The sequence below is a fragment of the Acinetobacter indicus genome (assembly GCF_009914475.1).
In the GTDB taxonomy this organism is placed as follows: Bacteria; Pseudomonadota; Gammaproteobacteria; order Pseudomonadales; family Moraxellaceae; genus Acinetobacter; species Acinetobacter indicus.
Genome location: NZ_CP045198.1, coordinates 2,010,536 through 2,029,455 on the forward strand (window position 1 = coordinate 2,010,536; position 18,920 = coordinate 2,029,455).

Genomic DNA, 18,920 nt, shown 5'->3' on the forward strand with positions numbered 1-18,920 from the left:
GATTCTAAGGCGAATTATTCCTGTGTCTTTCCCTGCTAACTCTGTGGGTGTCGTAACGCCACAACAGTTTCAATTTGAAGAGCCGTTAGAGCTGGAATGTGGACGCATTCTGCCACGTTTTGAACTGATGGTTGAAACTTACGGAAGCTTGAATGCCGACAAATCCAATGCCATTTTAATCTGCCATGCCCTGTCCGGGCATCATCATGCGGCGGGCTATCATCATGAAGATGATAAAAAGTCTGGCTGGTGGGACAGCTGTATTGGTCCGGGCAAAGCCATTGATACCTCTAAATTCTTTGTGGTGGCACTGAACAATATTGGTGGCTGTCATGGTTCGACCGGTCCAACCTCACCCAACCCGGAAAATGAAAACCGCCCTTATGGTCCGGATTTCCCGCTGGTGACGGTGCGTGACTGGGTCAAAACCCAGGCCATGCTATCAGACCGCTTAGGCATTCAAAAATGGTATGCAGTGATTGGCGGTTCTTTGGGGGGCATGCAGGCCTTGCAATGGTCGGTTGATTATCCGGACCGTCTGGAAAAATGTGTGATTATTGCCAGTGCGCCAAAACTGTCGGCACAGAATATTGCCTTTAATGAAGTCGCGCGTCAGTCGATTCTTTCTGATCCTGATTTTCATCATGGCCGTTATCTGGAACATGACAGCTATCCAAAACGTGGCCTGATTCTGGCGCGGATGGTCGGACACATCACCTATCTGTCTGAAGAAGCCATGAAGCAGAAATTTGGCCGTGACCTGAAACTGGGCAAATTCATGTACGGTTTCGATGTCGAGTTTCAGGTGGAAAGCTATTTGCGCTATCAAGGTGAACAGTTCAGCCGTAACTTTGATGCCAACACCTATTTAATTATGACCAAGGCGCTGGATTATTTTGATCCGTCGCGTGAATACGAACAGTCGCTGGTACAGGCCATGGCCCATACCCAATGTCAGTTCCTGGTGATTTCATTTACCACCGACTGGCGTTTCTCGCCTTCGCGTTCGCAGGAAATTGTCGATGCGCTGATTAGCAACCATAAACCAGTCAGCTATTTAGACATTGATGCCGAACAGGGCCATGACTCCTTCCTGTTCCCGATTCCTTTATATGTCAAATCTTTAAGAGCATTTTTGGGAGGTGCTGAACACCTCAAGGCGACCCCGCAGGAGGCTGTGTAATGCGTATTGATCAGCAACTTGCCGAAAAGTGGATTAAACCCGGTTCCCGCGTTTTAGACCTTGGTTGTGGTGATGGTGAACTGCTGGCCCACATGAGTAAAAAGCACAATATTCGTGCTTACGGCCTGGAAATTGACCAAGAAAAGATTGCAATTGCCGTCAGTCGGGGGTTAAATATCATCCAACAAGACTTAAACCTCGGTTTAAGCCGCTTTGCCAACCAGTCTTTTGACTATGTGGTCATGGCACAAGCCTTGCAAGCTGTAGATGCACCTGACGTATTATTGCGTGATATGGTGCGTGTCGGAAAACAGGCGATTATTACCTTTCCGAACTTTGCCCACTGGAAGACCCGTTCTTTCCTGGCACTGAAAGGGAAAATGCCGGTTTCAGAAGCTTTGCCGTATATGTGGTACAACACCCCGAACATCCACCTCTGTACTTTCCGTGATTTCGAAGCACTCTGTGCTGAAAACAATATCCGTATTATTAATCGACTCGCTGTGAATGGGGATCAACAAGTTAGTTTACTCAGTAAACATATCCCGAATCTGTTTGGTGAAGTCGCAATTTATCGAGTGAGCGCTCTATGAAAAAATTATTATTAAGCACGACGCTACTGGTTGGACTTTTTAGCCTGCAGGCGCATGCAGATTACGTGGCGCCAGGCAGCTCGGTATCGAGCCAGGCCGCCCAGTATTCGGTGATGGACATTCAGGGGCTGATTAAAGCCGCCAAAGCCGGTCAGGCTGGTGCGCAGTTCTATCTGGCAACCAAATATCTGCATGGCCAAGATGTCGCTAAAGATGAACGTCAAGCCTTTGCCTGGTATAAAGCCGCTGCCGATCAGGGACTGTCTTCAGCCCAATTGAACGTAGGCCGTATGCTGGCTGATGGCATTGGCACCAAAAAAGATGAAGTCCTGGCCCGTCAGTATTTTGAAAAAGCGGCCAGTCGCGGTGATAACCGTGCCAGCTTTAACCTGGCGATGATGGAAGAGAAAAAGAAAAACTATATGGGCGCTTATCAGTGGTATGAACTGTCTACCCGTGATGGCATGCTCGACAATAAAGTAATTTCTTTATCTGAAGGCAAAAAAACGGCCTTGGCCGCCAACCTGACCCAAGAACAGATTCGTCAGGCACGTGACCGTGCCGACAAATGGATTCAGGCACAATAAGCCAGGTTCAAAAACACTAGCACCTTCGGGTGCTTTTTTCATGCCTGTAGTCTGGTGGTTTTCGGTTAAACTAGCCGGCATGTTTTCAATCATGAGTAATTCGAGATGACTGCACCTGCTTGGCTCTCTCAAGGCACCCTGGTTCTGGCCAGCAATAATAAAGGCAAAATTGCGGAATTTGAAAAACTGTTTGCAGAACTGAATTTACCGGTTGATGTCATCCCGCAAGGCCAGCTCAATATTGAAGATGCCATTGAAGATGGTCTGAGCTTTGTTGAAAATGCGATTATTAAAGCGCGTCATGCCTCTAAAATTTCTGGCAAGCCTGCGATTGCTGATGATTCTGGGATTTGCGTACCGGCACTGGGCGGCGCACCGGGAATTTACTCTGCCCGTTATGCTGGCGCACATGGCAACGATGCTGCCAATAATGAAAAACTGCTGGCAGACTTACAGCCTTTACGTAAAGACGGAACCGCTATTGAAGGCATGTTTGTCTGTGTTCTGGCCCTGGTGCAGCATGCCGAAGATCCTTTACCACAAATTTTCCAGGGCATCTGGCAAGGTGAAATTCTGGATGCACCACGTGGTGCAAATGGTTTTGGTTATGATCCACTGTTCTGGTTACCGGAGCTGGGTATTTCCAGCGCCGAGATGAGCAAGGAAGAAAAAAATAAGATCAGCCATCGAGGTCAGGCGATGCAGCTGTTTAAAGCAAGTTTGGAGAAGTAACATCCTTTTAAAACTCCTCCCTTTGAAAAAGGGAGGCTGGGAGAGATTCTTCTATACATCTTTCTTCTGACGCTAAAATATTGCTCATTTCTACAAAGGGTTTCCGTAAATCCCCCTCTTTAATAAAGAGGGACTTTCAAAAACTTTTATACCCTCTCTCTAACTCTCTCCCAAAGGGAGAGAGAACTTTTTGATTTATAAACCCGGCACCACCGCATGCACCACCACGCCATATACGCCAATCAAAATCGCACTGGCAATCGTTCCTGAGGCAATATATTTGGCAGAATCACCGGTGCCCTGATAATGGGTTTCTAGTGCCACAATATTGGCAGCCGGTGGCAGCAGGAAAAACATCAGCATGACGGCATAAATCAAGGTCTGCTGCGGAATGGGTAAACACCAGTACGCCACAGCACATAGCAACAAGGCCAGCGGAATACGTGCGACCAGTAAACCCAGGCTACGCTTTAAGTCAGCCCAGCCAATCCGAACTTTACTCAGCCACATCCCCAGCACGCACATGCCGGCAAAGGTCACCAGTACTTTATTGCTTTGGTAAATCACTTGTACCCAGGTCTGATGTTCAAACTGGCTCACATCCCAAAAAGATAGAATACCCGCCAGACTCAGGGCAATCACCGGCGGTGAAAGCAGCACATTTTTAACAATAAACTTTAATTCTTGCCGGGTTTGGCTCACCGCCATCACCGCACAGACATTGCCAAATAAGGATCCGCCAATATACAGCGCCACAATAATACTGCTGGCCGCAGGTCCAAACAGGGCCAAGGCAAAGGGAAAACCCAGCCAGGCCCCATTTAAATAACTGAAGCACAGTGCGATCAGTTTATCTTTTTGCAAGACATAAAAGACTGCAAAGAAAAGGATGGAACTGATCAGACTAAAACCAATCAGCCACAAGCTGCCGTCCTGATAAAACACCATGTTGTAGATAATCAGTAACGGAATAAACAGCCGGGCCAGTAACATCGCTAGCACCGAACGCAACGGCTTTAAATACGCGACCCCGAAGTATCCAATCAGAAATGAAATTAACGGAAGCAGCAGCGCCATGCGGGTACACAGGAAGGCAGAAAAGTGGTGATTATCCTAACATAATTGATGGCACAACATGCTTTTAGCCCATCTGCTGTCTTTGAATCGCAATATTCCTGTCACCTCGCTGTCATCTAGACCTGTTGAGATATGTCTTGAATTAAAAAGAGGTAAATATTATGGCTGGTTTATCGATCTGGCACGTTCTGATTTTTGCAATTGTGGTGATTCTTCTGTTTGGTACATCTAAACTGAAAAACTTAGGCAAAGATGTGGGCGGTGCGGTTAAAGACTTTAAAAAATCAATTAAAGATGATGAAACGACCACTGCGGCCCTAAACGAGCCACGTACCATTGAACATCAAGCGACATCATCTGATGTTAACACGACTGTAAAACAATAATTTTTCAGGTAATTTTGTTATGCTCAATATTGGAATGGCGGAGCTGCTGTTTTTCGGCATCATTGCATTATTGGTGCTGGGTCCAGAAAAGCTGCCTGAAGCTGCACGTTTTGTTGGAAAGTGGTACGGCAAAATTAAACGTACCATCAGCAATGTGCAAAATGATATTGATCGGGAACTTCGACTTTCTGAACTGCGTGAACAGATGCAACAGGAAATGGCACGTATTCAGGAACTTGAGCAAAAAATGCAGTCTCAGATGCATGAGCTAAAACAACAAAAAATATTCGCGGAAGAACAACCGAACCAGACCGCTGCAACGGATAATAAAAATTTGCCGACGCGTTATACCTTTATTGCCCCGCAACCTTCGCTGTTGCTGCGTCCTCAGCATCAACCGCTAACCGCGACTGAAGCTATCCCTCCGACCACATCACAATTTACCGATTATAAGGTGGCTGTATGAGTCAAAGTTCTCCTTCTCAATTGCCAGCGGCGACAGTGGGCGAGCAAGCTGCTTTAGAAGAAATGCCGATCACCAAACATCTGGTGATTCTGCGCAAGCATTTATTTAAGATTGTGGGCCTGGTTATTGCACTGTTTTTCTGCTTATTGCCTTTTGCCAATCGCACCTATCAGATTTTATCTGAACCGCTGCGTGCGCAGTTGCCGACTTCATCGACCATGATTGCTACCGATGTCACGGCCACCTTTATGGCACCGTTTAAGCTGAACTTTTTTGTGGCGTTGATGATTGCGATGCCGTTTATTATTTATCAGCTGTGGGCTTTCGTAAAACCGGCCTTATATGAAAAAGAGAAAAGTCTGGCATTGCCATTGCTCATAAGCAGTATTGCCCTGTTCTATATTGGGATTTCATTTGCTTACTTTATTGCACTGCCGTCAATTCTGCACTTTTTCATCAGTGTGTCACCGGAAACAGTTGCCCCGATGACCGATATTAATAGTTATCTGACTTTTTGTTTGAAGCTATTTTTGGTGTTCGGATTTACCTTTGAAATTCCGATTATTACCCTATTGCTGATTTTAATTGGTGTGGTTAGTACCCAGCAGCTGGTCGAAAAACGTCGCTTTATTATTGTCGGCTGTTTCTTTGTTTCGATGTTTGTTACCCCACCGGATGCGCTGTCGATGATTATGCTGGCCATTCCAATGTGGATGCTATTCGAATTGGGCTTATTTGCTGGCAAGCTGATTGAGAAGCGTCGGCTGACTGCAGAATAGGTTTTTACAAGCCTGATTAAAAAAGAGCAGCTCCGGCTGCTCTTTTTTATTTTAATAAAACATTGTTCTCATTTAACTTTTTTGAAATATTTTCTTCAAGGTACTGTCATATTGACTCGCTAAGTTGTTAGCAACTTTAAAACAACTCAGCTAATTTTGCTAGGGAACAACATGACTGATCAACATTACCTTGATGAAAATTATGATATGAACGATTCGGGGAACCCAGAATTCTTTGAATTATTAAACAAACAAATGAATCGTCGCGATTTAATTAAAAAGACTGCAGGTGGGGCTGTCGCAATGACACTGGCTGCAAGCTTAACAGGTTGTGGTAGTGATGATAACGATAACAACAATAGTGTACCTCCAGCGACAGGAGCACCGAATCCGGATGTAGATTTAACGACGCGTCCTTCATCACTTTCGTTTACGCCAGTTGAAAAACATACTCGCAGTGAATTTACAGTACCTGATGGGTATGATTTTAAAATTCTTCATGCGGTAGGCGATCCACTGAATTCACGTCTTCCAGTCTGGGATGAAAACAGAATTCCAAGCGGGATCTCTTATGACCGCCGTGTAGGTGATAACCATGACGGTATGACCTTCTTTGGTATGAATCCATCTACCTTAAAATATGATGCCAATGAATCAAACCAAGGTTTATTGGTTATGAATCATGAATATCTCCAGCGTTCTGACCTTCACCCTCGTGGTTCAAGCTTCAGTGCCTCAAGCATTACTGAAGATGAAGTATTCCGTGAAGTGAATGCGCATGGTGTATCTATTGTTGCAATCAATAAAAACCCGGTAACCCAAGCAATTAGTGTAGATTTAGACTCACCATTTTCATCATTTAACCGCCGTATTACTGCCGCAACTGTAATTGATTTTGCCGGTCCAGTACGTGGTACTGATCTGGTAAAAACTGCATTTAGTACTGATGGTACATCGACACGCGGTACAATTAATAACTGTGGTAATGGTTATACACCTTGGGGAACTTACCTGACCACAGAAGAAAACTTCAACCAATATATCGCTCGTCAAGGCGATGTACGTGATGCTGAAACTGAATATGCAATTGGTACCCGTTACCGTATAGGTTCAAATGCTTCAGGTTATAACTGGCAAAGTATTACTGATCCGCAACTGACCGCAGACAAAACGTTATTCAGTCGCTGGAACAGTATCGTCAGTGGCACCAGTGCAACACGTGACTTCCGTAACACAGTCAATACTTTTGGCTGGATTGTAGAAATCGATCCATTTGACAACCGTCAACGTCCAGTAAAACGTACTGCTTTAGGTCGTTTTGCGCATGAAGACTGCCGTGTCAGCCGCGCGATTCCTGGCCAGCCACTTGCTTTCTATATGGGTGATGACTCTACTGGCGAATATATCTATAAATTCGTATCAGATGAAGTATGGGATCCTAAAGATGTCAACGGTGGTTATGCCGCTGGCGACAAATATATGAACAGAGGTAAATTCTACGTTGCTAAATTTGACTTTAATGAAGCAACGGGGGAAGCCACGGGTGAATGGTTAGAACTTTCTATGTCTAACCCAAGTATCACGGCTTATGACCGTTATAAGTTTAAAGACGAAGCTGACATTTTAGTTCACGCACGTATTGCTGCCGATGCTGCTGGTGCAACCAAAATGGACCGTCCGGAATGGGTTGCAGTAAATCCAGAAAATGGCGAAGTTTATGTTACTCTGACCAATAACTCTTCACGTGGCAGCAGCTATCCAACAGATGCAGCAAACCCACGCCGTTATGCCGATGATGATGATGCATCAGGTCGCTTACGTGGCAATATCAATGGTCACATCATTCGTTTCCGTGAACCGGATGCTGATGTTACCGCAACAACATTCACTTGGGATATCTACCTGTTCGGTGCAGAGTCTGACTCTATCGAAGGCGTTAACCTTTCTGGCTTAACTGATGCCAATGACTTCTCTAGTCCGGATGGTATGTGGTTTGACCCACGTGGTGTGCTTTGGATTCAGACTGATGATGGTGCTTATACAGATACTACAAACTGTATGATGCTGGCATCGTTACCAGGTGCTGTGGGTGATGGTTCTGTACAGAATGCCAAGTCTGGAGATGGAACTCAAAAAACACCTACAGGTGCCATTTTAGATGATTCAAAATTACGCCGCTTCCTGGTTGGGCCTAAAGGCTGTGAAATTACCGGGGTAACCATGACACCTGACTACAAAGCGATCTTTGTCAACGTACAGCACCCAGGCGGTACTTGGCCTGCAAACCAGCCGGGTCATCTGATCAGTACCGGCCGAGGTTCACGACCACGTTCTGCAACAGTTGTAATCACACGTAAAGATGGTGGTGTCATTGCAGGTGAAACTTTAGAACCATCTAAAGCTTAATCCTTCTTACACTTAAAAATACCGGCTTAATGCCGGTATTTTTTATTTCTGTAATGGAATATTCAGCTCCACGATCTGTCCGGCGGTTTCACCCTGCTGGCTTTTCTCTAACCAGTGCCATTGCTGAGCATTTAATCTTAAAATATTGGAACAGCGTGTACCATACGCCGGACTCTGAATAAAGGTCGAAGACAATAACTCTTCCAGCTCGACAGAAATACCGGTTTCTGGCAATAAATCTGCAATCACCTTGCGTTCATCTTCCAGAATATCCCAGGCAGCATGCTGCAGATCTACTTCTGGCATCCGGGCTTGCTGTAACATCGGTAAAAATTCCTGGGTAAAGCGTTTACGCAAATGCCCGGTTTTTTCCCAATGTTCACCCATTAAGCCATTGGACACTACATGTACCCCTTTGGCCAGCACTTGCGGCGCTTCCCCTCGATTGCTCATATACACCGCCTGTTCCCGGTCGCCGACAAATAAATTAAAGCCGGCATAGTCACACTGGCGCGGCTCCAAGGCTTGTACAAAGCGAATTGGACTTAATTCAGATTCCAGAAAATCCTGAATCAGATGGCCGCGTGAGGTCGGATAATTGTGCTGATCCTGTCCATTACGAAAATTGGTAACAATGGCCCAGCGGCCTCTGGCGGTCACGCCCATCCAGGTGCCACCCGACTGCAAGTCCTGTCCGGCATAAATCGGGCTATTTTCCCAGGCATGCAACGCCGCAGTCGGACGCTGATAAAACTCATCACGGTTTGAAATTAAACATAAAGGCAGCTCATCCAGAACCTGCCAGGCAAAGGCCACAATACACATAATTTCCTGCTCGCTATCTTTACACATTGAATGTACAACATTTTTCATCTTATTCAGCTAAAATCTGTGCAAAACAGAATGACAAGGAACAGGAATGCTGACCTATCCAAATATTGATCCGGTGGCGATATCGCTGGGTCCCTTACAAGTCCACTGGTATGGACTAATGTATTTACTGGCCTTTTTATTTGCCTGGGGTCTGGCCACCTATCGCGCCAAGCAGCGTGGCTGGACACCGGACATGGTTTCGGATCTGATCTTTTACGGCGCGCTGGGTGTGGTCATTGGCGGCCGCGTCGGTTATGTGTTCTTTTATGGCTTTGAGCAGTTTCTGGCCAATCCGGTGTGGCTGTTTCAGGTCTGGACCGGGGGCATGAGTTTCCATGGTGGCTTCCTTGGGGTCATGCTGGCTATGCTGTTCTGGTGTAAAAAATACCAGATGACCTGGTTCCAAACCCTGGACTTTATTGCACCCTGTGTCCCGACCGGGCTAATGTTTGGACGTATCGGCAACTTTATTGGTGGCGAGTTATATGGCCGTCCGGTCAGTGATCCGAACTTTGCACTGGGCATGATTTTCCCGACCGATCCACTACAGCTGGTACGTCATCCATCACAGTTGTATCAGGCGCTGTTTGAAGGGCTGCTGTTATTTATTCTGCTGTGGTGGTTCAGTTCCAAACCGCGTCCACGTATGGCGGTTTCGGCACTGTTCCTGATTGGTTATGGTCTGGCGCGTTTTGTGGTGGAATTCTTCCGCGAACCGGACAATGGTCAGCTATTTATTGCCTGGATGAGTAAAGGCCAATTCCTGAGTCTGCCAATGATTCTGGTCGGTCTCTGGATGATGTGGTACGCCTACCAGAAAAAAATCTATGACTGGGGCCCACAGAAAAATAGTTAAACCGGAGCGAGGCATTGGCCTCGCTTTTTTTATGCCATTTTTGCTAAAGTGCATGCACCCTTGCACAATTCATCTGGTGGGCTATGCTCGAATTCTGGTTTAATCCCAACGTATCCGTACTGCAAAAACTCATGCTGTTTATTCTGATTGCAGTGGTCACCGGCGTTTTATACTGGATGCAACCGCTGGCCTATGATGCCATCCTGATGTTTATGGGCACCGGAATTATTTTTCTGATTTGCCGTTACTGCAAAATTCATTTTGCGGCACAACGTCCCACCAGTTTACTGTATCGTCTGCTGACCTGGATTCCGATTGCCCTGCTGTTGGCACTAATTTTCATGAATATGCAACAGGGTGAAATTTTATTACCGGGCGCACAAGGACTTGGCTTTATGGCTCTGGCAATTTGTCTGTTCTCGCCACTGTCATTGCTGCATCAACATCAGGATCAGGCATAAATGCTCAGTTTCTGGTATTCCGCGCGTTGTCATCGTCAGCTCAAACTGATGATCTGTATTGGCACCTGTCTGCTGATTTATCTGGCTTCGACGCAGGCACAGCTGCCGTCATTTTGGGTCATCCTCAGTCTGATTCTGGGCATGGGCTTACATCTGCTGTATCAATGGATCGACAGTCGTTCCTGGCCAGGACATCAGCGCAGGCTGATGTACGGGGGATTAAATCTGGCACCGCTGCTCCTGCTGGCCGTATTGCTGCTGTTTCTACCGAAAATGCAACTTTGGGCCATGGCCTTGCAAGCACTCGGCTTTATCTTGGTAGGACTGTTTATGGTGTCGATCTACCAGCAACGTGCCAAACGGTTTGACTCCTAAGCTTTATTTTCCTGTCCAATTTTTTGCATTTTAATAACCTGTGTAGCAGTTGCTGCACAGAAAACCGGGCTGAATTTACACTGCATACATGCCGAAACAGGAGCGCTAACAACAATAACCCGAATCCCGTTCAGCCTGCTTAGAATAACTGCAGTCTTTATGAAAATAATTCAGGAAGTTGTTTATGAATTCAGAACTCAACACCATTTCCGGTTTTAACCTGCAACGTTATTTGGGCACCTGGTACGAAATTGCCCGTTTGCCAATGCGCCATGAACCCGAAGACAGTACCGATATTTCCGCCACCTACAGCCTGAATGAAGATAGCAAAGTGCGTGTGCAAAACCGCCGTCTGGATGGTCAGGGTCAACTAGATGAATCGATTGGTGAAGCCACCCCGGTCGATGCTGAACATGGCAAGCTGGAAGTCAGCTTCTTGCCAGAAGGCCTGCGCTGGATTCCGTTTACCAAAGGTGATTACTGGATTTTAAAACTTGATCCGGAGTATCAGACCGCACTGGTCGGTGACCCGAGCCGCAAATACTTATGGTTGCTGCATCGTCATCCACAGCTGGATGAAGCCACACAAAATGAATATCTGGCGCAGGCCAAAAGTCTGGGTTATGACCTGAGTGATCTGATTTACACCCCGCACACCGGTCGGCCAACCGCATAAGCTGCCGCTATTTTGCTGAGGCATCTTTTTTAAGATGCCTTTTTTAATGATGATGAATATTCATCTCGGCCCGGCATCAATGTTATGATGGCTGCACTTTTATGTGCTCATTTAAAGCCAAGATCTTCAATACAGCCAGCCTTTTGCGCTGCAATGAAGGTCGACACAGGAGCCACATCACTATTTGATTGAGAGAATTTCATGCGCCAATATCTTGACCTGTTACAACATATCCTTGACCACGGCGGCGACAAAGGCGACCGTACCGGCACGGGAACCCGTTCTGTATTCGGTCATCAGATGCGCTTTGATCTGTCTCAGGGTTTTCCGCTGTTAACCACCAAAAAAGTGCATTTCCGTTCAATTGTGATTGAACTGTTATGGTTCCTGAAAGGTGATACCAACGTTCAGTATCTGCAGGACAACAAAGTTACGATTTGGGATGAATGGTCAACGGCAGAACAGACGGCGCGTTTCGGCCGTCCTGAAGGCGAGCTTGGTCCGGTATATGGCCATCAGTGGCGTAACTTTGGCGCCAGCAAAAATGCCGATAACAGCTATAATCAGGATGGTTTTGACCAGATTTCCTGGCTAATCAATGAGATTAAAACCAACCCGAATTCACGCCGTTTAATTGTATCGGGCTGGAATCCGCAGGAAGCCGGTCAGGTGGCATTACCACCTTGTCATACCCTGTTCCAGTTTTTTGTTCATAACGGCAAACTCTCTTGCCAGCTGTATCAGCGTAGTGCCGATGTCTTCCTGGGTGTACCATTCAATATTGCCAGCTATGCGCTGCTGACCCATATGATTGCCCAGGTATGTGATCTAGAGGTTGGTGATTTTGTCTGGACCGGCGGCGATACCCATTTATATGCCAACCATTTTGAACAGGCACAACTGCAACTCAGTCGTGAACCGCTGGGGCTGTGCCAGCTGAAACTGAACCCGGACGTCAAAGATCTGTTCGCGTTTAAATTTGAAGATATTGAAATTGTCGGTTATGAGTCACATCCGGCAATTAAGGCCCCGGTAGCGGTTTAAAGCCAATTAATTCCGGACAAATGCCCCATCCCCCTTTCATCGAGGGGGATTTTACATTTTAATAGGGTTAATTTTTCGCATGAGATATGGATGAAACAGCATGGCATTTCAAGGTTTAGAAGTTGTACACGTGGTGGCCATGGATCAGCAGCGCTGTATTGGAAAAGCCAATGATTTGCCATGGCATATTTCTGCCGACTTAAAACATTTTAAGGAAATTACCCAGGGCGGCGTGGTAGTGATGGGCCGTAAAACCCTGGAATCAATGGGTCGTGCCTTACCGAAACGTGTCAATTGGGTGATTACCCGAGATCCAAATTGGGCCTTTGAGGGCACCAAAGTCGCCTATTCAATTGAAGAAGCTTTAACTCAGGCCGTGGCTGATGTGCAGGCTTCAGAAAAGCCGGACAGTATTTTTATTATTGGCGGTGGTGAAATCTTTAAACAGACCATGGATATTGCCGACCGTCTGGAACTGACCCATGTCGAGCTGGATGTACAGGGCGATGCACATTATCCGGAAATTCCGGCAGCGTTCCAGAAAGTCAGTGCCGAGCAACATTTGGATGACAAAACTGGCATTGCATTTGAGTTTGCCAGCTACCGAAAATAAAGCTTATTTTTCTGAATGAATTCATCAGCATGCAGACACCCCAACAGCCCGAACTGGCACAGCGTTTGATTCAAGGCAGTTTGCATGGCCTGTTTAGCCTGTTTGTAATTGGCAGCTCGATCTGGCTGGTGCTGATTTTGTGGTTTCAGCAGCCGTTTGGACTGCTGTTTAGCCGGATCCTGATTGGCCTGTGGATTGCCTTTGCCATGAGCATTCTGGGCATCTATATCAGCCGGCATCTGATTAGCCGTAAACTGGATGTGCTGATTTATCTGCTGGTGTTTCTGTGCAGCCAGCTCTGGTATTTTGGCCTGCCACCTCGCCAGGACCGCGACTGGAATCCCGAAGTGGCGCAGCTGTTACATTCCGAGCGTCACGGCGATCAGGTCATTCTGCACAATGTGCGTAACTTTAACTGGCACAGCGATGGTTCCTACGAGCAGCGCTGGGAAAGTCGCCATTATGACCTGAACCAGATTCGGGGCGTCAACATCATCACTTCCTACTGGATGGGACCACAAATTGCCCACACCCTGGTCAGTTTCGATTTTGCCAATGCCGCACCGCTGACTTTTTCGATTGAAATCCGCAAAGAACGCCATGAAGAATTTTCTTCGCTGGGCGGATTCTTCCGCAAATATGAACTGAGTCTGGTGGCGGCGGATGAAAAAGATATTATCTATACCCGCAGTAATATTCGCGGTGAACAGGTCTATTTTTTCCCGCTGAAGATGCCGCAAGAAATGCAAAAAGCCCTGTTTCTGGAATATCTGACCAAAGCCGATGAACTGGCACAACAGCCCAAATGGTATAACACCCTGACCAGTAACTGCACTACCCTGGTCTTTGACATGGTGCAGGCAGTATCCAACCAGACCTTGCCCACCGATTATCGCCTGCTAGCTTCGGGTTATTTACCCAATTATTTGTATGATTTACAGGCGCTTGATCAGAGCTTGAGCATTGAAAGCTGGTATCAGCGCGCTTATATCAATCCGCGTGTGGAACAGCCGGGCCAGCTGGATAGTGCACAATTTTCAGCACTAATCCGGCAGGGTTTGCCCGCGCCATCCGCTCCTGGCGCTCCGTCAAATCAATGATACAATTTTAACTGGCGATCAAATTTAAAATTGGTTTAGATACATCCATCAGCTTTAAAATAAAGAGAAATCCATATGCTTAAACATCTTGCTGCCGTTGCCCTTTTAGGTTCAGCCCTAGTTTTTAGCGGCTGTGAAACTTTACCAACCCCGGGTGCTACCGTTGAAACTGCCAATCTTGTCCAGCTGCAAAACCGCACTTGGATTGTGACCCAGATTGGCAATACCGCGGTTCGCACCGAACCGACTGCCCACAATATTCCAAGCCTGCAATTTGATAGCGCCACCCAACGCGTTAGCGGTGCCGATGGCTGTAACCGGATTATGGGCAGCTACAGCGCCGGCCGTGACACGCTAACGCTAAGCCAAATGGCTGGCACCCGTATGGCCTGCCTCAACAGCAATGGCATTGATCAGAAATTCAATGAAGCACTGGCCAAAGTGACCCATTATCAGGTCTTTGGTAAAACCCTGAAACTGCTGGATCGTTATGGCAATTTGCTGATTCAGCTGGAAAGTGCCGTACAACCGCGTTAATACTGCACCGGCCTGCACCTTTGCAGACCTTTTTTATGAACGATTGAAAACAGAAGGCTGACCCTATGCAACAGGCAATTTTTGGTGGTGGATGTTTCTGGTGTACCGAAGCGGTATTTCTCCAACTGCGCGGTGTGGCCAAAGTGGTGAGTGGCTATGCCGGCGGCCAGATGGACAATCCAAATTATGAAGCGGTGTGCAATGGTGATACCGGCCATGCTGAAGTCATTCTGATTGATTTCGATGACAGTCAAATCAGCTATACCCAGCTGTTAAATGTGTTCTTTGCCACCCATGACCCGACCACGCTTAACCGTCAGGGCAATGATGTCGGCAGCCAGTATCGTTCGGTGATTTATTATTTAAATCCGGAGCAGCAGCAACAGGCCGAACAGATGATCCAGCAGCTCAAGGCAGAAGGCATCCCTGTGGTCACCGAAGTGACCGCTGCACCGCGTTTTTATCCGGCAGAGGCCTATCATCAGAACTTCTTTGCCAATAACCCGACTCAGGGCTATTGCAACTTTGTAATTCCACCCAAACTGATGAAGCTGCATAGCAAGTTTCAGGATTTACTCAAAGACTGAAACCAGGAAGGCTCGAAAAGCTCAATAAAAAAGGACTGCAATTGCAGTCCTTGTCGTCTGGGGAGGCGGTTAAGCCTGAACAAAAGTGCTCCAGACAAATTCCCGGGTTTTGCCCTGCAAACGCATACTTAACTGGTCATTGGCCTTTAAGGCACCCACCCCGGCCGGAGTACCGGTCATTACCACATCGCCCGGCTCCAAACTAAAACTGTGGCTAATTTCAGCCAGTAGCGCACCAATTTCAAAAATCAGCAGCGCGGTATGCCCCTGCTGACGCAGTTCGTCATTAATATGCAGCGTATAGTGCACATCTTTCCAGTCATTAATTTCTGCAACATCGACCCAGTCTGCCAGTACACAAGCCCCATCAAAGGCTTTGGCTCGTTCCCATGGATGGCCTTTCTGTTTCAGTTCATCCTGCAAGTCACGCAAAGTGAGGTCCAGCCCCAAAGTCACCGCCCCCACGGCCTGCAAGGCTTTTTGCGGATCGGTTTCTGCCTTTAAGGGCTGGTCAATACGCAGGCTGAGTTCACATTCATAATGACAGCTGCCCCAGGCCGGATTCCAGGCAATCCCGGCAGATAACGGACGCAGGCTGCTCGGCGGTTTGATAAACAGCACCGGACGATCAGGAACCGCATTGCCCAGTTCTTTGGCATGATCCGCATAACTGCGACCCACACAGACAATTTTCGATGGACGTGTATTCATGATCTTCCCTCTTATGATGTGATGGTTTTAACAGGCTTATTTTTTAAAGGTATTTTCAAACAGGGTCTGATCGGCTGTGCTTTCAAACACGCGTTTTGGCACAATAATCACCATGCGGTTTTTCAGCTCAATCATATAGGTCAGCTTGCCTGAAGCAAAATTCTGCACTTCGTTATAGTGCACCACTTTGTCACGGCCATTGGCAGAAATCTCGGCATAATCCTGATACAGCGCAATGCCCTGTTCGCTTTTTCCAAACTGGTATTTGACAAACTGACGCTTAAACATCATTGGCAGGAACCAGTAACGCATCAGCATCTGTAGCACCAGAAAAAATACCCCCAATGCCAGATAGTAACGGCCCACGCCATCGAGGCCCAAATAAATGCCCCAGGCAATAATCCCGACACTAATTAATGGAGTAATAAAACGGGTAAACTGTTTTTTACCAAAGGTGGCCAGAGCAAAGCCATCCTGAGATTCTTCCAGATTTAAAAAATAACGTAGCGACAAGGCAGGCTTGAGTTCCGACATCGGCTCATCATCAAATCAGTTAAATTACGCTAAATATTACACCAGAATAGGTGATTTCCTTATTCTTTTTCTCGCCAGTGCTGTCATGATGATGCTGCAACCACCATTCAAAAAATAACCCTATTCAAAACGGGATGATTCGCTCACCTCCACAGCAAAAACAGGATGTTTTATGCCACAGACGCACACCCGATTGATCGCCCTGCTTTGCAGTCTGCTGCTGCCGGTTTCTGCCTGGGCCAGTTTAGTTCGCTGGACAGGAAAAATGCCAGGCAGTTTACAAGGCTATGGCAGCAGTGCCGAGCAGCTGGCCGCGCTGACCGGAGATGGAATTCTGATTTATGCGCATGCCGCGCAACCGATTCAGCTGCCAACTTTCGCATCTACAAAACGTGGCAAATTTTATAGCGCTGCGGTGGTGCTGCCAGTGCCCAGTCACAAAGTTGCGGCGCTGCTCAGTGATTATTCAGGCTATGCCCAGCTGTTTCCGACCTTAAAAAGCGCCAAGATGCTGGAGCAGCGCCAGCACATCAGTCAGGTCAAATACCGGATTCATATTCCCACGCCCATTCCGGTGCTGAACTTTAAAGACGATGTGATCCTGCAACATCAGCTCACCGACAACAGTATTGAAACCCTGGTGATTGACGCACCCATTCCGTATGGCGCCGGAAAAATAGAATGGTTTGCCTTGTCGGCCCATCAGACGCTGGTCACGGTCACGCACTGGGGAGATTTGGCGCAGCCCAAAGGCTTTTTATTTCGTACCATCCTGAATGCCCTGCCCGATGCCAAACTGGGCCTGCCGGCCGGCACCAATGCCTTTATTCTGGAAGCACTGCAACGTAAATTTAAAAGCACAACACCCCGAGCCTTACCCGCCGGCGACGTACCAGCCCCTGAATTAAGTGTCAGCCAGATGAACAAAATCCGGCAGATCAGCCAGAAATCACAAGAACCCGTATCCTTTATTTTACCGGCCTATCAGGTGTCCTATGGTGCAAAGCAGGAAATCATGCGTTTTAGCAGCAGCTATCAGTACTATGCCCAGCCGGCCAGCAAGCTAAAACCCTGGCTTGAACCGCAGGCCTACCAGCACCTGTTTCCACGGCAAATTAAAAAAGTTCATATTCAGCAGCCCTCTGCCCGGCAGCTGGATGCCGACTATAAAATTTCGGTCGGACTGGGCGTGATTCAGATTCCGTTTGATTTTAAACTGCGTTTTCAGGCACAAGGCGCTCTGGAGCAGCAGTTTCAGGCGGTGGGGGGAGATTTACGCTATGTGCAAGGCGGCATGCAGATTTTGCCGCAAGCCGAGGGCAGTTTACTGAATGTGACCAGCGCCATGAACATTGATGCGCAGGCACCGTTTTTATTACGCGCCATGCGCAGTATGCCGTATCACGAGTTGCTGCCGGCCTTGGGTGGCAATACCGTGCTGACCTTAAAGATTCAACAGAAGATCAAATAATGCGGGAATGTTTTAGTAAATTATAGACACAAAAAAACCGCAACATGTGCGGTTTTTTCAGAATTCTTTATCAAGATTGGTGCGCTCAGAGAGATTCGAACTCCCGACCCCTTAGTTCGTAGCCAAGTGCTCTATCCAGCTGAGCTATGAGCGCGACGTCTTGATGGGGTGCATTATACGGGCTTTTCGGTATTTGTTAAGTCTTATTTCATAAAAATGCAACCAAATGGATAGATATTGGACAAATCATGTATTTGTGCGCTGATTTTATACAGGTTTTAAATTGCAATTGAAATTGTAACAAATAAGGAAGCCAGCGGATGCAGCTGAGTAGCCAAATTGCAGGCACAAAAAAACCGCAACATGTGCGGTTAATTGTTCAAGTTGGTGCGCTCAGAGAGATTCGAACTCCCGACCCCTTAGTTCGTAGCCAAGTGCTCTATCCAGCTGAGCTATGAGCGCGTCACTTGTGTCGTCTATATTAGACTGCGTTATTTCCTGGTTTACTTATTGGTGCGCTCAGAGAGATTCGAACTCCCGACCCCTTAGTTCGTAGCCAAGTGCTCTATCCAGCTGAGCTATGAGCGCGACATAAGTAAAGTGGCGGTGAGAGAGGGATTCGAACCCTCGATACAGTTGCCCGTATGCGTCCTTAGCAGGGACGTGGTTTCAGCCACTCACCCATCTCACCGTAACGTGCCGCCATAATACAAATTTAACTGTAGCACTGCAAGCGCAGTCACTCTATTTTTTGCAGTTTTTTGCTCAATTAAATATTTTTTAAACAATTTATTGCTTCTAGCCTGGCATTTTCTGCAAATTTATGGGGAATGTGATTTTATCTACTCGCAATCATCTTAAAATAAAGACTTA

22 protein-coding genes and 4 tRNA genes are annotated in these 18,920 nt (G+C 47.1%); 18 read left to right on the forward strand and 8 right to left on the reverse strand.

The window, feature by feature from the left end; translation table 11 throughout:
- The first annotated feature begins 22 nt into the window (after positions 1–22).
- The 4 genes from metX (at position 23) to rdgB (ending at position 3,095) form a co-directional block, all read left to right on the forward strand.
- Positions 23–1,183, forward strand: coding sequence for a homoserine O-succinyltransferase MetX (gene metX / locus GA693_RS09885; RefSeq protein WP_005180176.1), 1,161 nt, complete (start codon positions 23–25; stop codon positions 1,181–1,183).
- On the forward strand, positions 1,183–1,776 hold the full coding sequence (gene metW, locus GA693_RS09890) for a methionine biosynthesis protein MetW (RefSeq protein WP_160240952.1): 594 nt from the start codon (positions 1,183–1,185) through the stop codon (positions 1,774–1,776). The genes metX and metW overlap by 1 nt, the downstream gene beginning before the upstream one ends.
- Entirely contained in the window at positions 1,773–2,363 is a 591-nt protein-coding gene (locus GA693_RS09895; RefSeq protein ID WP_005180179.1) for a tetratricopeptide repeat protein, read from the forward strand. The genes metW and GA693_RS09895 overlap by 4 nt, the downstream gene beginning before the upstream one ends.
- A 105-nt stretch (positions 2,364–2,468) precedes the next feature.
- Positions 2,469–3,095, forward strand: coding sequence for an RdgB/HAM1 family non-canonical purine NTP pyrophosphatase (gene rdgB / locus GA693_RS09900; protein WP_160240951.1), 627 nt, complete (start codon positions 2,469–2,471; stop codon positions 3,093–3,095).
- 195 nt (positions 3,096–3,290) lie between these two features.
- On the opposite strand, the gene GA693_RS09905 is transcribed toward rdgB, so the two are convergent.
- A complete protein-coding gene (locus GA693_RS09905) occupies positions 3,291–4,172 on the reverse strand; it encodes an AEC family transporter (RefSeq protein ID WP_160240950.1) in 882 nt (293 codons plus the stop codon).
- Between the two features lie 161 nt (positions 4,173–4,333).
- Between GA693_RS09905 and tatA the strand changes: the two genes are divergently transcribed.
- The 4 genes from tatA to GA693_RS09925 all read left to right on the forward strand — a co-directional run bounded on the left by tatA (position 4,334) and on the right by GA693_RS09925 (position 8,209).
- On the forward strand, positions 4,334–4,558 hold the full coding sequence (gene tatA, locus GA693_RS09910) for a Sec-independent protein translocase subunit TatA (RefSeq protein WP_005180185.1): 225 nt from the start codon (positions 4,334–4,336) through the stop codon (positions 4,556–4,558).
- Positions 4,559–4,577: 19 nt separating this feature from the next.
- A complete protein-coding gene (gene tatB, locus GA693_RS09915; protein ID WP_160240949.1) occupies positions 4,578–5,024 on the forward strand; it encodes a Sec-independent protein translocase protein TatB in 447 nt (148 codons plus the stop codon).
- Complete coding sequence (tatC, locus tag GA693_RS09920) at positions 5,021–5,803, forward strand: twin-arginine translocase subunit TatC (RefSeq protein WP_005180188.1); 783 nt, start codon at positions 5,021–5,023, stop codon at positions 5,801–5,803. The genes tatB and tatC overlap by 4 nt, the downstream gene beginning before the upstream one ends.
- A gap of 171 nt (positions 5,804–5,974) precedes the next feature.
- The gene (locus GA693_RS09925; protein ID WP_160240948.1) at positions 5,975–8,209 is read left to right on the forward strand and encodes a PhoX family protein; all 2,235 of its coding nucleotides are present in this window, start codon (positions 5,975–5,977) and stop codon (positions 8,207–8,209) included.
- A gap of 42 nt (positions 8,210–8,251) precedes the next feature.
- Here the strand turns inward: GA693_RS09925 and GA693_RS09930 are convergent, their stop codons facing one another.
- Positions 8,252–9,034: an NRDE family protein gene (locus tag GA693_RS09930; RefSeq protein ID WP_160241788.1), complete on the reverse strand. Its 783-nt coding sequence runs from the start codon at positions 9,032–9,034 to the stop codon at positions 8,252–8,254.
- A 94-nt stretch (positions 9,035–9,128) separates the two neighbouring features.
- Between GA693_RS09930 and lgt the strand changes: the two genes are divergently transcribed.
- The 9 genes from lgt to msrA all read left to right on the forward strand — a co-directional run bounded on the left by lgt (position 9,129) and on the right by msrA (position 15,331).
- Positions 9,129–9,938, forward strand: coding sequence for a prolipoprotein diacylglyceryl transferase (gene lgt, locus GA693_RS09935; protein ID WP_005180193.1), 810 nt, complete (start codon positions 9,129–9,131; stop codon positions 9,936–9,938).
- A gap of 83 nt (positions 9,939–10,021) precedes the next feature.
- Positions 10,022–10,399, forward strand: a complete 378-nt coding sequence (locus GA693_RS09940; RefSeq protein WP_160232309.1) for a hypothetical protein — start codon at positions 10,022–10,024, stop codon at positions 10,397–10,399.
- Complete coding sequence (locus tag GA693_RS09945; RefSeq protein ID WP_160232308.1) at positions 10,400–10,774, forward strand: hypothetical protein; 375 nt, start codon at positions 10,400–10,402, stop codon at positions 10,772–10,774.
- A 184-nt stretch (positions 10,775–10,958) separates the two neighbouring features.
- Positions 10,959–11,450 (forward strand): lipocalin family protein, encoded by a 492-nt coding sequence (locus GA693_RS09950; RefSeq protein ID WP_005180198.1) that lies wholly within the window; start codon positions 10,959–10,961, stop codon positions 11,448–11,450.
- Between the two features lie 201 nt (positions 11,451–11,651).
- Positions 11,652–12,494 carry a thymidylate synthase gene (thyA, locus tag GA693_RS09955; RefSeq protein WP_005180203.1) on the forward strand — a complete coding sequence of 281 codons (843 nt, stop codon included), beginning with the start codon at positions 11,652–11,654 and terminating at the stop codon, positions 12,492–12,494.
- A 100-nt stretch (positions 12,495–12,594) separates the two neighbouring features.
- Positions 12,595–13,107: a dihydrofolate reductase gene (locus tag GA693_RS09960; RefSeq protein WP_016658548.1), complete on the forward strand. Its 513-nt coding sequence runs from the start codon at positions 12,595–12,597 to the stop codon at positions 13,105–13,107.
- A gap of 29 nt (positions 13,108–13,136) precedes the next feature.
- A complete protein-coding gene (locus GA693_RS09965) occupies positions 13,137–14,207 on the forward strand; it encodes an Lnb N-terminal periplasmic domain-containing protein (protein ID WP_160240947.1) in 1,071 nt (356 codons plus the stop codon).
- A 75-nt stretch (positions 14,208–14,282) separates the two neighbouring features.
- On the forward strand, positions 14,283–14,744 hold the full coding sequence (locus GA693_RS09970; RefSeq protein WP_005180208.1) for an META domain-containing protein: 462 nt from the start codon (positions 14,283–14,285) through the stop codon (positions 14,742–14,744).
- 65 nt (positions 14,745–14,809) lie between these two features.
- Complete coding sequence (msrA, locus tag GA693_RS09975) at positions 14,810–15,331, forward strand: peptide-methionine (S)-S-oxide reductase MsrA (RefSeq protein ID WP_005180210.1); 522 nt, start codon at positions 14,810–14,812, stop codon at positions 15,329–15,331.
- Positions 15,332–15,400: 69 nt separating this feature from the next.
- On the opposite strand, the gene GA693_RS09980 is transcribed toward msrA, so the two are convergent.
- Both GA693_RS09980 and GA693_RS09985 read right to left on the reverse strand, forming a co-directional pair.
- Positions 15,401–16,042, reverse strand: a complete 642-nt coding sequence (locus tag GA693_RS09980) for a fumarylacetoacetate hydrolase family protein (RefSeq protein ID WP_016658545.1) — start codon at positions 16,040–16,042, stop codon at positions 15,401–15,403.
- Positions 16,043–16,078: 36 nt separating this feature from the next.
- Complete coding sequence (locus tag GA693_RS09985; protein WP_005180217.1) at positions 16,079–16,576, reverse strand: YcxB family protein; 498 nt, start codon at positions 16,574–16,576, stop codon at positions 16,079–16,081.
- Positions 16,577–16,748: 172 nt separating this feature from the next.
- On the opposite strand from GA693_RS09985, the gene GA693_RS09990 reads away from it, so the two are divergent.
- A complete protein-coding gene (locus GA693_RS09990) occupies positions 16,749–18,047 on the forward strand; it encodes an SRPBCC family protein (RefSeq protein ID WP_160240946.1) in 1,299 nt (432 codons plus the stop codon).
- Between the two features lie 77 nt (positions 18,048–18,124).
- On the opposite strand, the gene GA693_RS09995 is transcribed toward GA693_RS09990, so the two are convergent.
- The 4 genes from GA693_RS09995 to GA693_RS10010 all read right to left on the reverse strand — a co-directional run bounded on the left by GA693_RS09995 (position 18,125) and on the right by GA693_RS10010 (position 18,738).
- Positions 18,125–18,201: transfer RNA gene (locus GA693_RS09995), tRNA-Arg, on the reverse strand.
- Between the two features lie 231 nt (positions 18,202–18,432).
- Positions 18,433–18,509 (reverse strand) — tRNA-Arg (locus GA693_RS10000).
- 49 nt (positions 18,510–18,558) lie between these two features.
- Positions 18,559–18,635 (reverse strand) — tRNA-Arg (locus tag GA693_RS10005).
- A 13-nt stretch (positions 18,636–18,648) separates the two neighbouring features.
- Positions 18,649–18,738: transfer RNA gene (locus GA693_RS10010), tRNA-Ser, on the reverse strand.
- Between the last annotated feature and the right edge of the window lie 182 nt (positions 18,739–18,920).

Coding starts and splice junctions, on each gene's coding strand:
- GA693_RS09895 (WP_005180179.1), top strand. CDS start 1,773: ATGAAAAAATTATTATTAAGCACGACGCTACTGGTTGGACTTTTTAGC.
- GA693_RS09985 (WP_005180217.1), bottom strand. CDS start 16,576: ATGTCGGAACTCAAGCCTGCCTTGTCGCTACGTTATTTTTTAAATCTG.
- GA693_RS09965 (WP_160240947.1), top strand. CDS start 13,137: ATGCAGACACCCCAACAGCCCGAACTGGCACAGCGTTTGATTCAAGGC.
- GA693_RS09960 (WP_016658548.1), top strand. CDS start 12,595: ATGGCATTTCAAGGTTTAGAAGTTGTACACGTGGTGGCCATGGATCAG.
- tatC (WP_005180188.1), top strand. CDS start 5,021: ATGAGTCAAAGTTCTCCTTCTCAATTGCCAGCGGCGACAGTGGGCGAG.
- GA693_RS09945 (WP_160232308.1), top strand. CDS start 10,400: ATGCTCAGTTTCTGGTATTCCGCGCGTTGTCATCGTCAGCTCAAACTG.
- msrA (WP_005180210.1), top strand. CDS start 14,810: ATGCAACAGGCAATTTTTGGTGGTGGATGTTTCTGGTGTACCGAAGCG.
- tatB (WP_160240949.1), top strand. CDS start 4,578: ATGCTCAATATTGGAATGGCGGAGCTGCTGTTTTTCGGCATCATTGCA.
- GA693_RS09950 (WP_005180198.1), top strand. CDS start 10,959: ATGAATTCAGAACTCAACACCATTTCCGGTTTTAACCTGCAACGTTAT.
- thyA (WP_005180203.1), top strand. CDS start 11,652: ATGCGCCAATATCTTGACCTGTTACAACATATCCTTGACCACGGCGGC.
- GA693_RS09930 (WP_160241788.1), bottom strand. CDS start 9,034: ATGTGTATTGTGGCCTTTGCCTGGCAGGTTCTGGATGAGCTGCCTTTA.
- GA693_RS09980 (WP_016658545.1), bottom strand. CDS start 16,042: ATGAATACACGTCCATCGAAAATTGTCTGTGTGGGTCGCAGTTATGCG.
- GA693_RS09940 (WP_160232309.1), top strand. CDS start 10,022: ATGCTCGAATTCTGGTTTAATCCCAACGTATCCGTACTGCAAAAACTC.
- rdgB (WP_160240951.1), top strand. CDS start 2,469: ATGACTGCACCTGCTTGGCTCTCTCAAGGCACCCTGGTTCTGGCCAGC.
- lgt (WP_005180193.1), top strand. CDS start 9,129: ATGCTGACCTATCCAAATATTGATCCGGTGGCGATATCGCTGGGTCCC.
- metW (WP_160240952.1), top strand. CDS start 1,183: ATGCGTATTGATCAGCAACTTGCCGAAAAGTGGATTAAACCCGGTTCC.
- GA693_RS09925 (WP_160240948.1), top strand. CDS start 5,975: ATGACTGATCAACATTACCTTGATGAAAATTATGATATGAACGATTCG.
- tatA (WP_005180185.1), top strand. CDS start 4,334: ATGGCTGGTTTATCGATCTGGCACGTTCTGATTTTTGCAATTGTGGTG.
- GA693_RS09990 (WP_160240946.1), top strand. CDS start 16,749: ATGCCACAGACGCACACCCGATTGATCGCCCTGCTTTGCAGTCTGCTG.
- GA693_RS09970 (WP_005180208.1), top strand. CDS start 14,283: ATGCTTAAACATCTTGCTGCCGTTGCCCTTTTAGGTTCAGCCCTAGTT.
- GA693_RS09905 (WP_160240950.1), bottom strand. CDS start 4,172: ATGGCGCTGCTGCTTCCGTTAATTTCATTTCTGATTGGATACTTCGGG.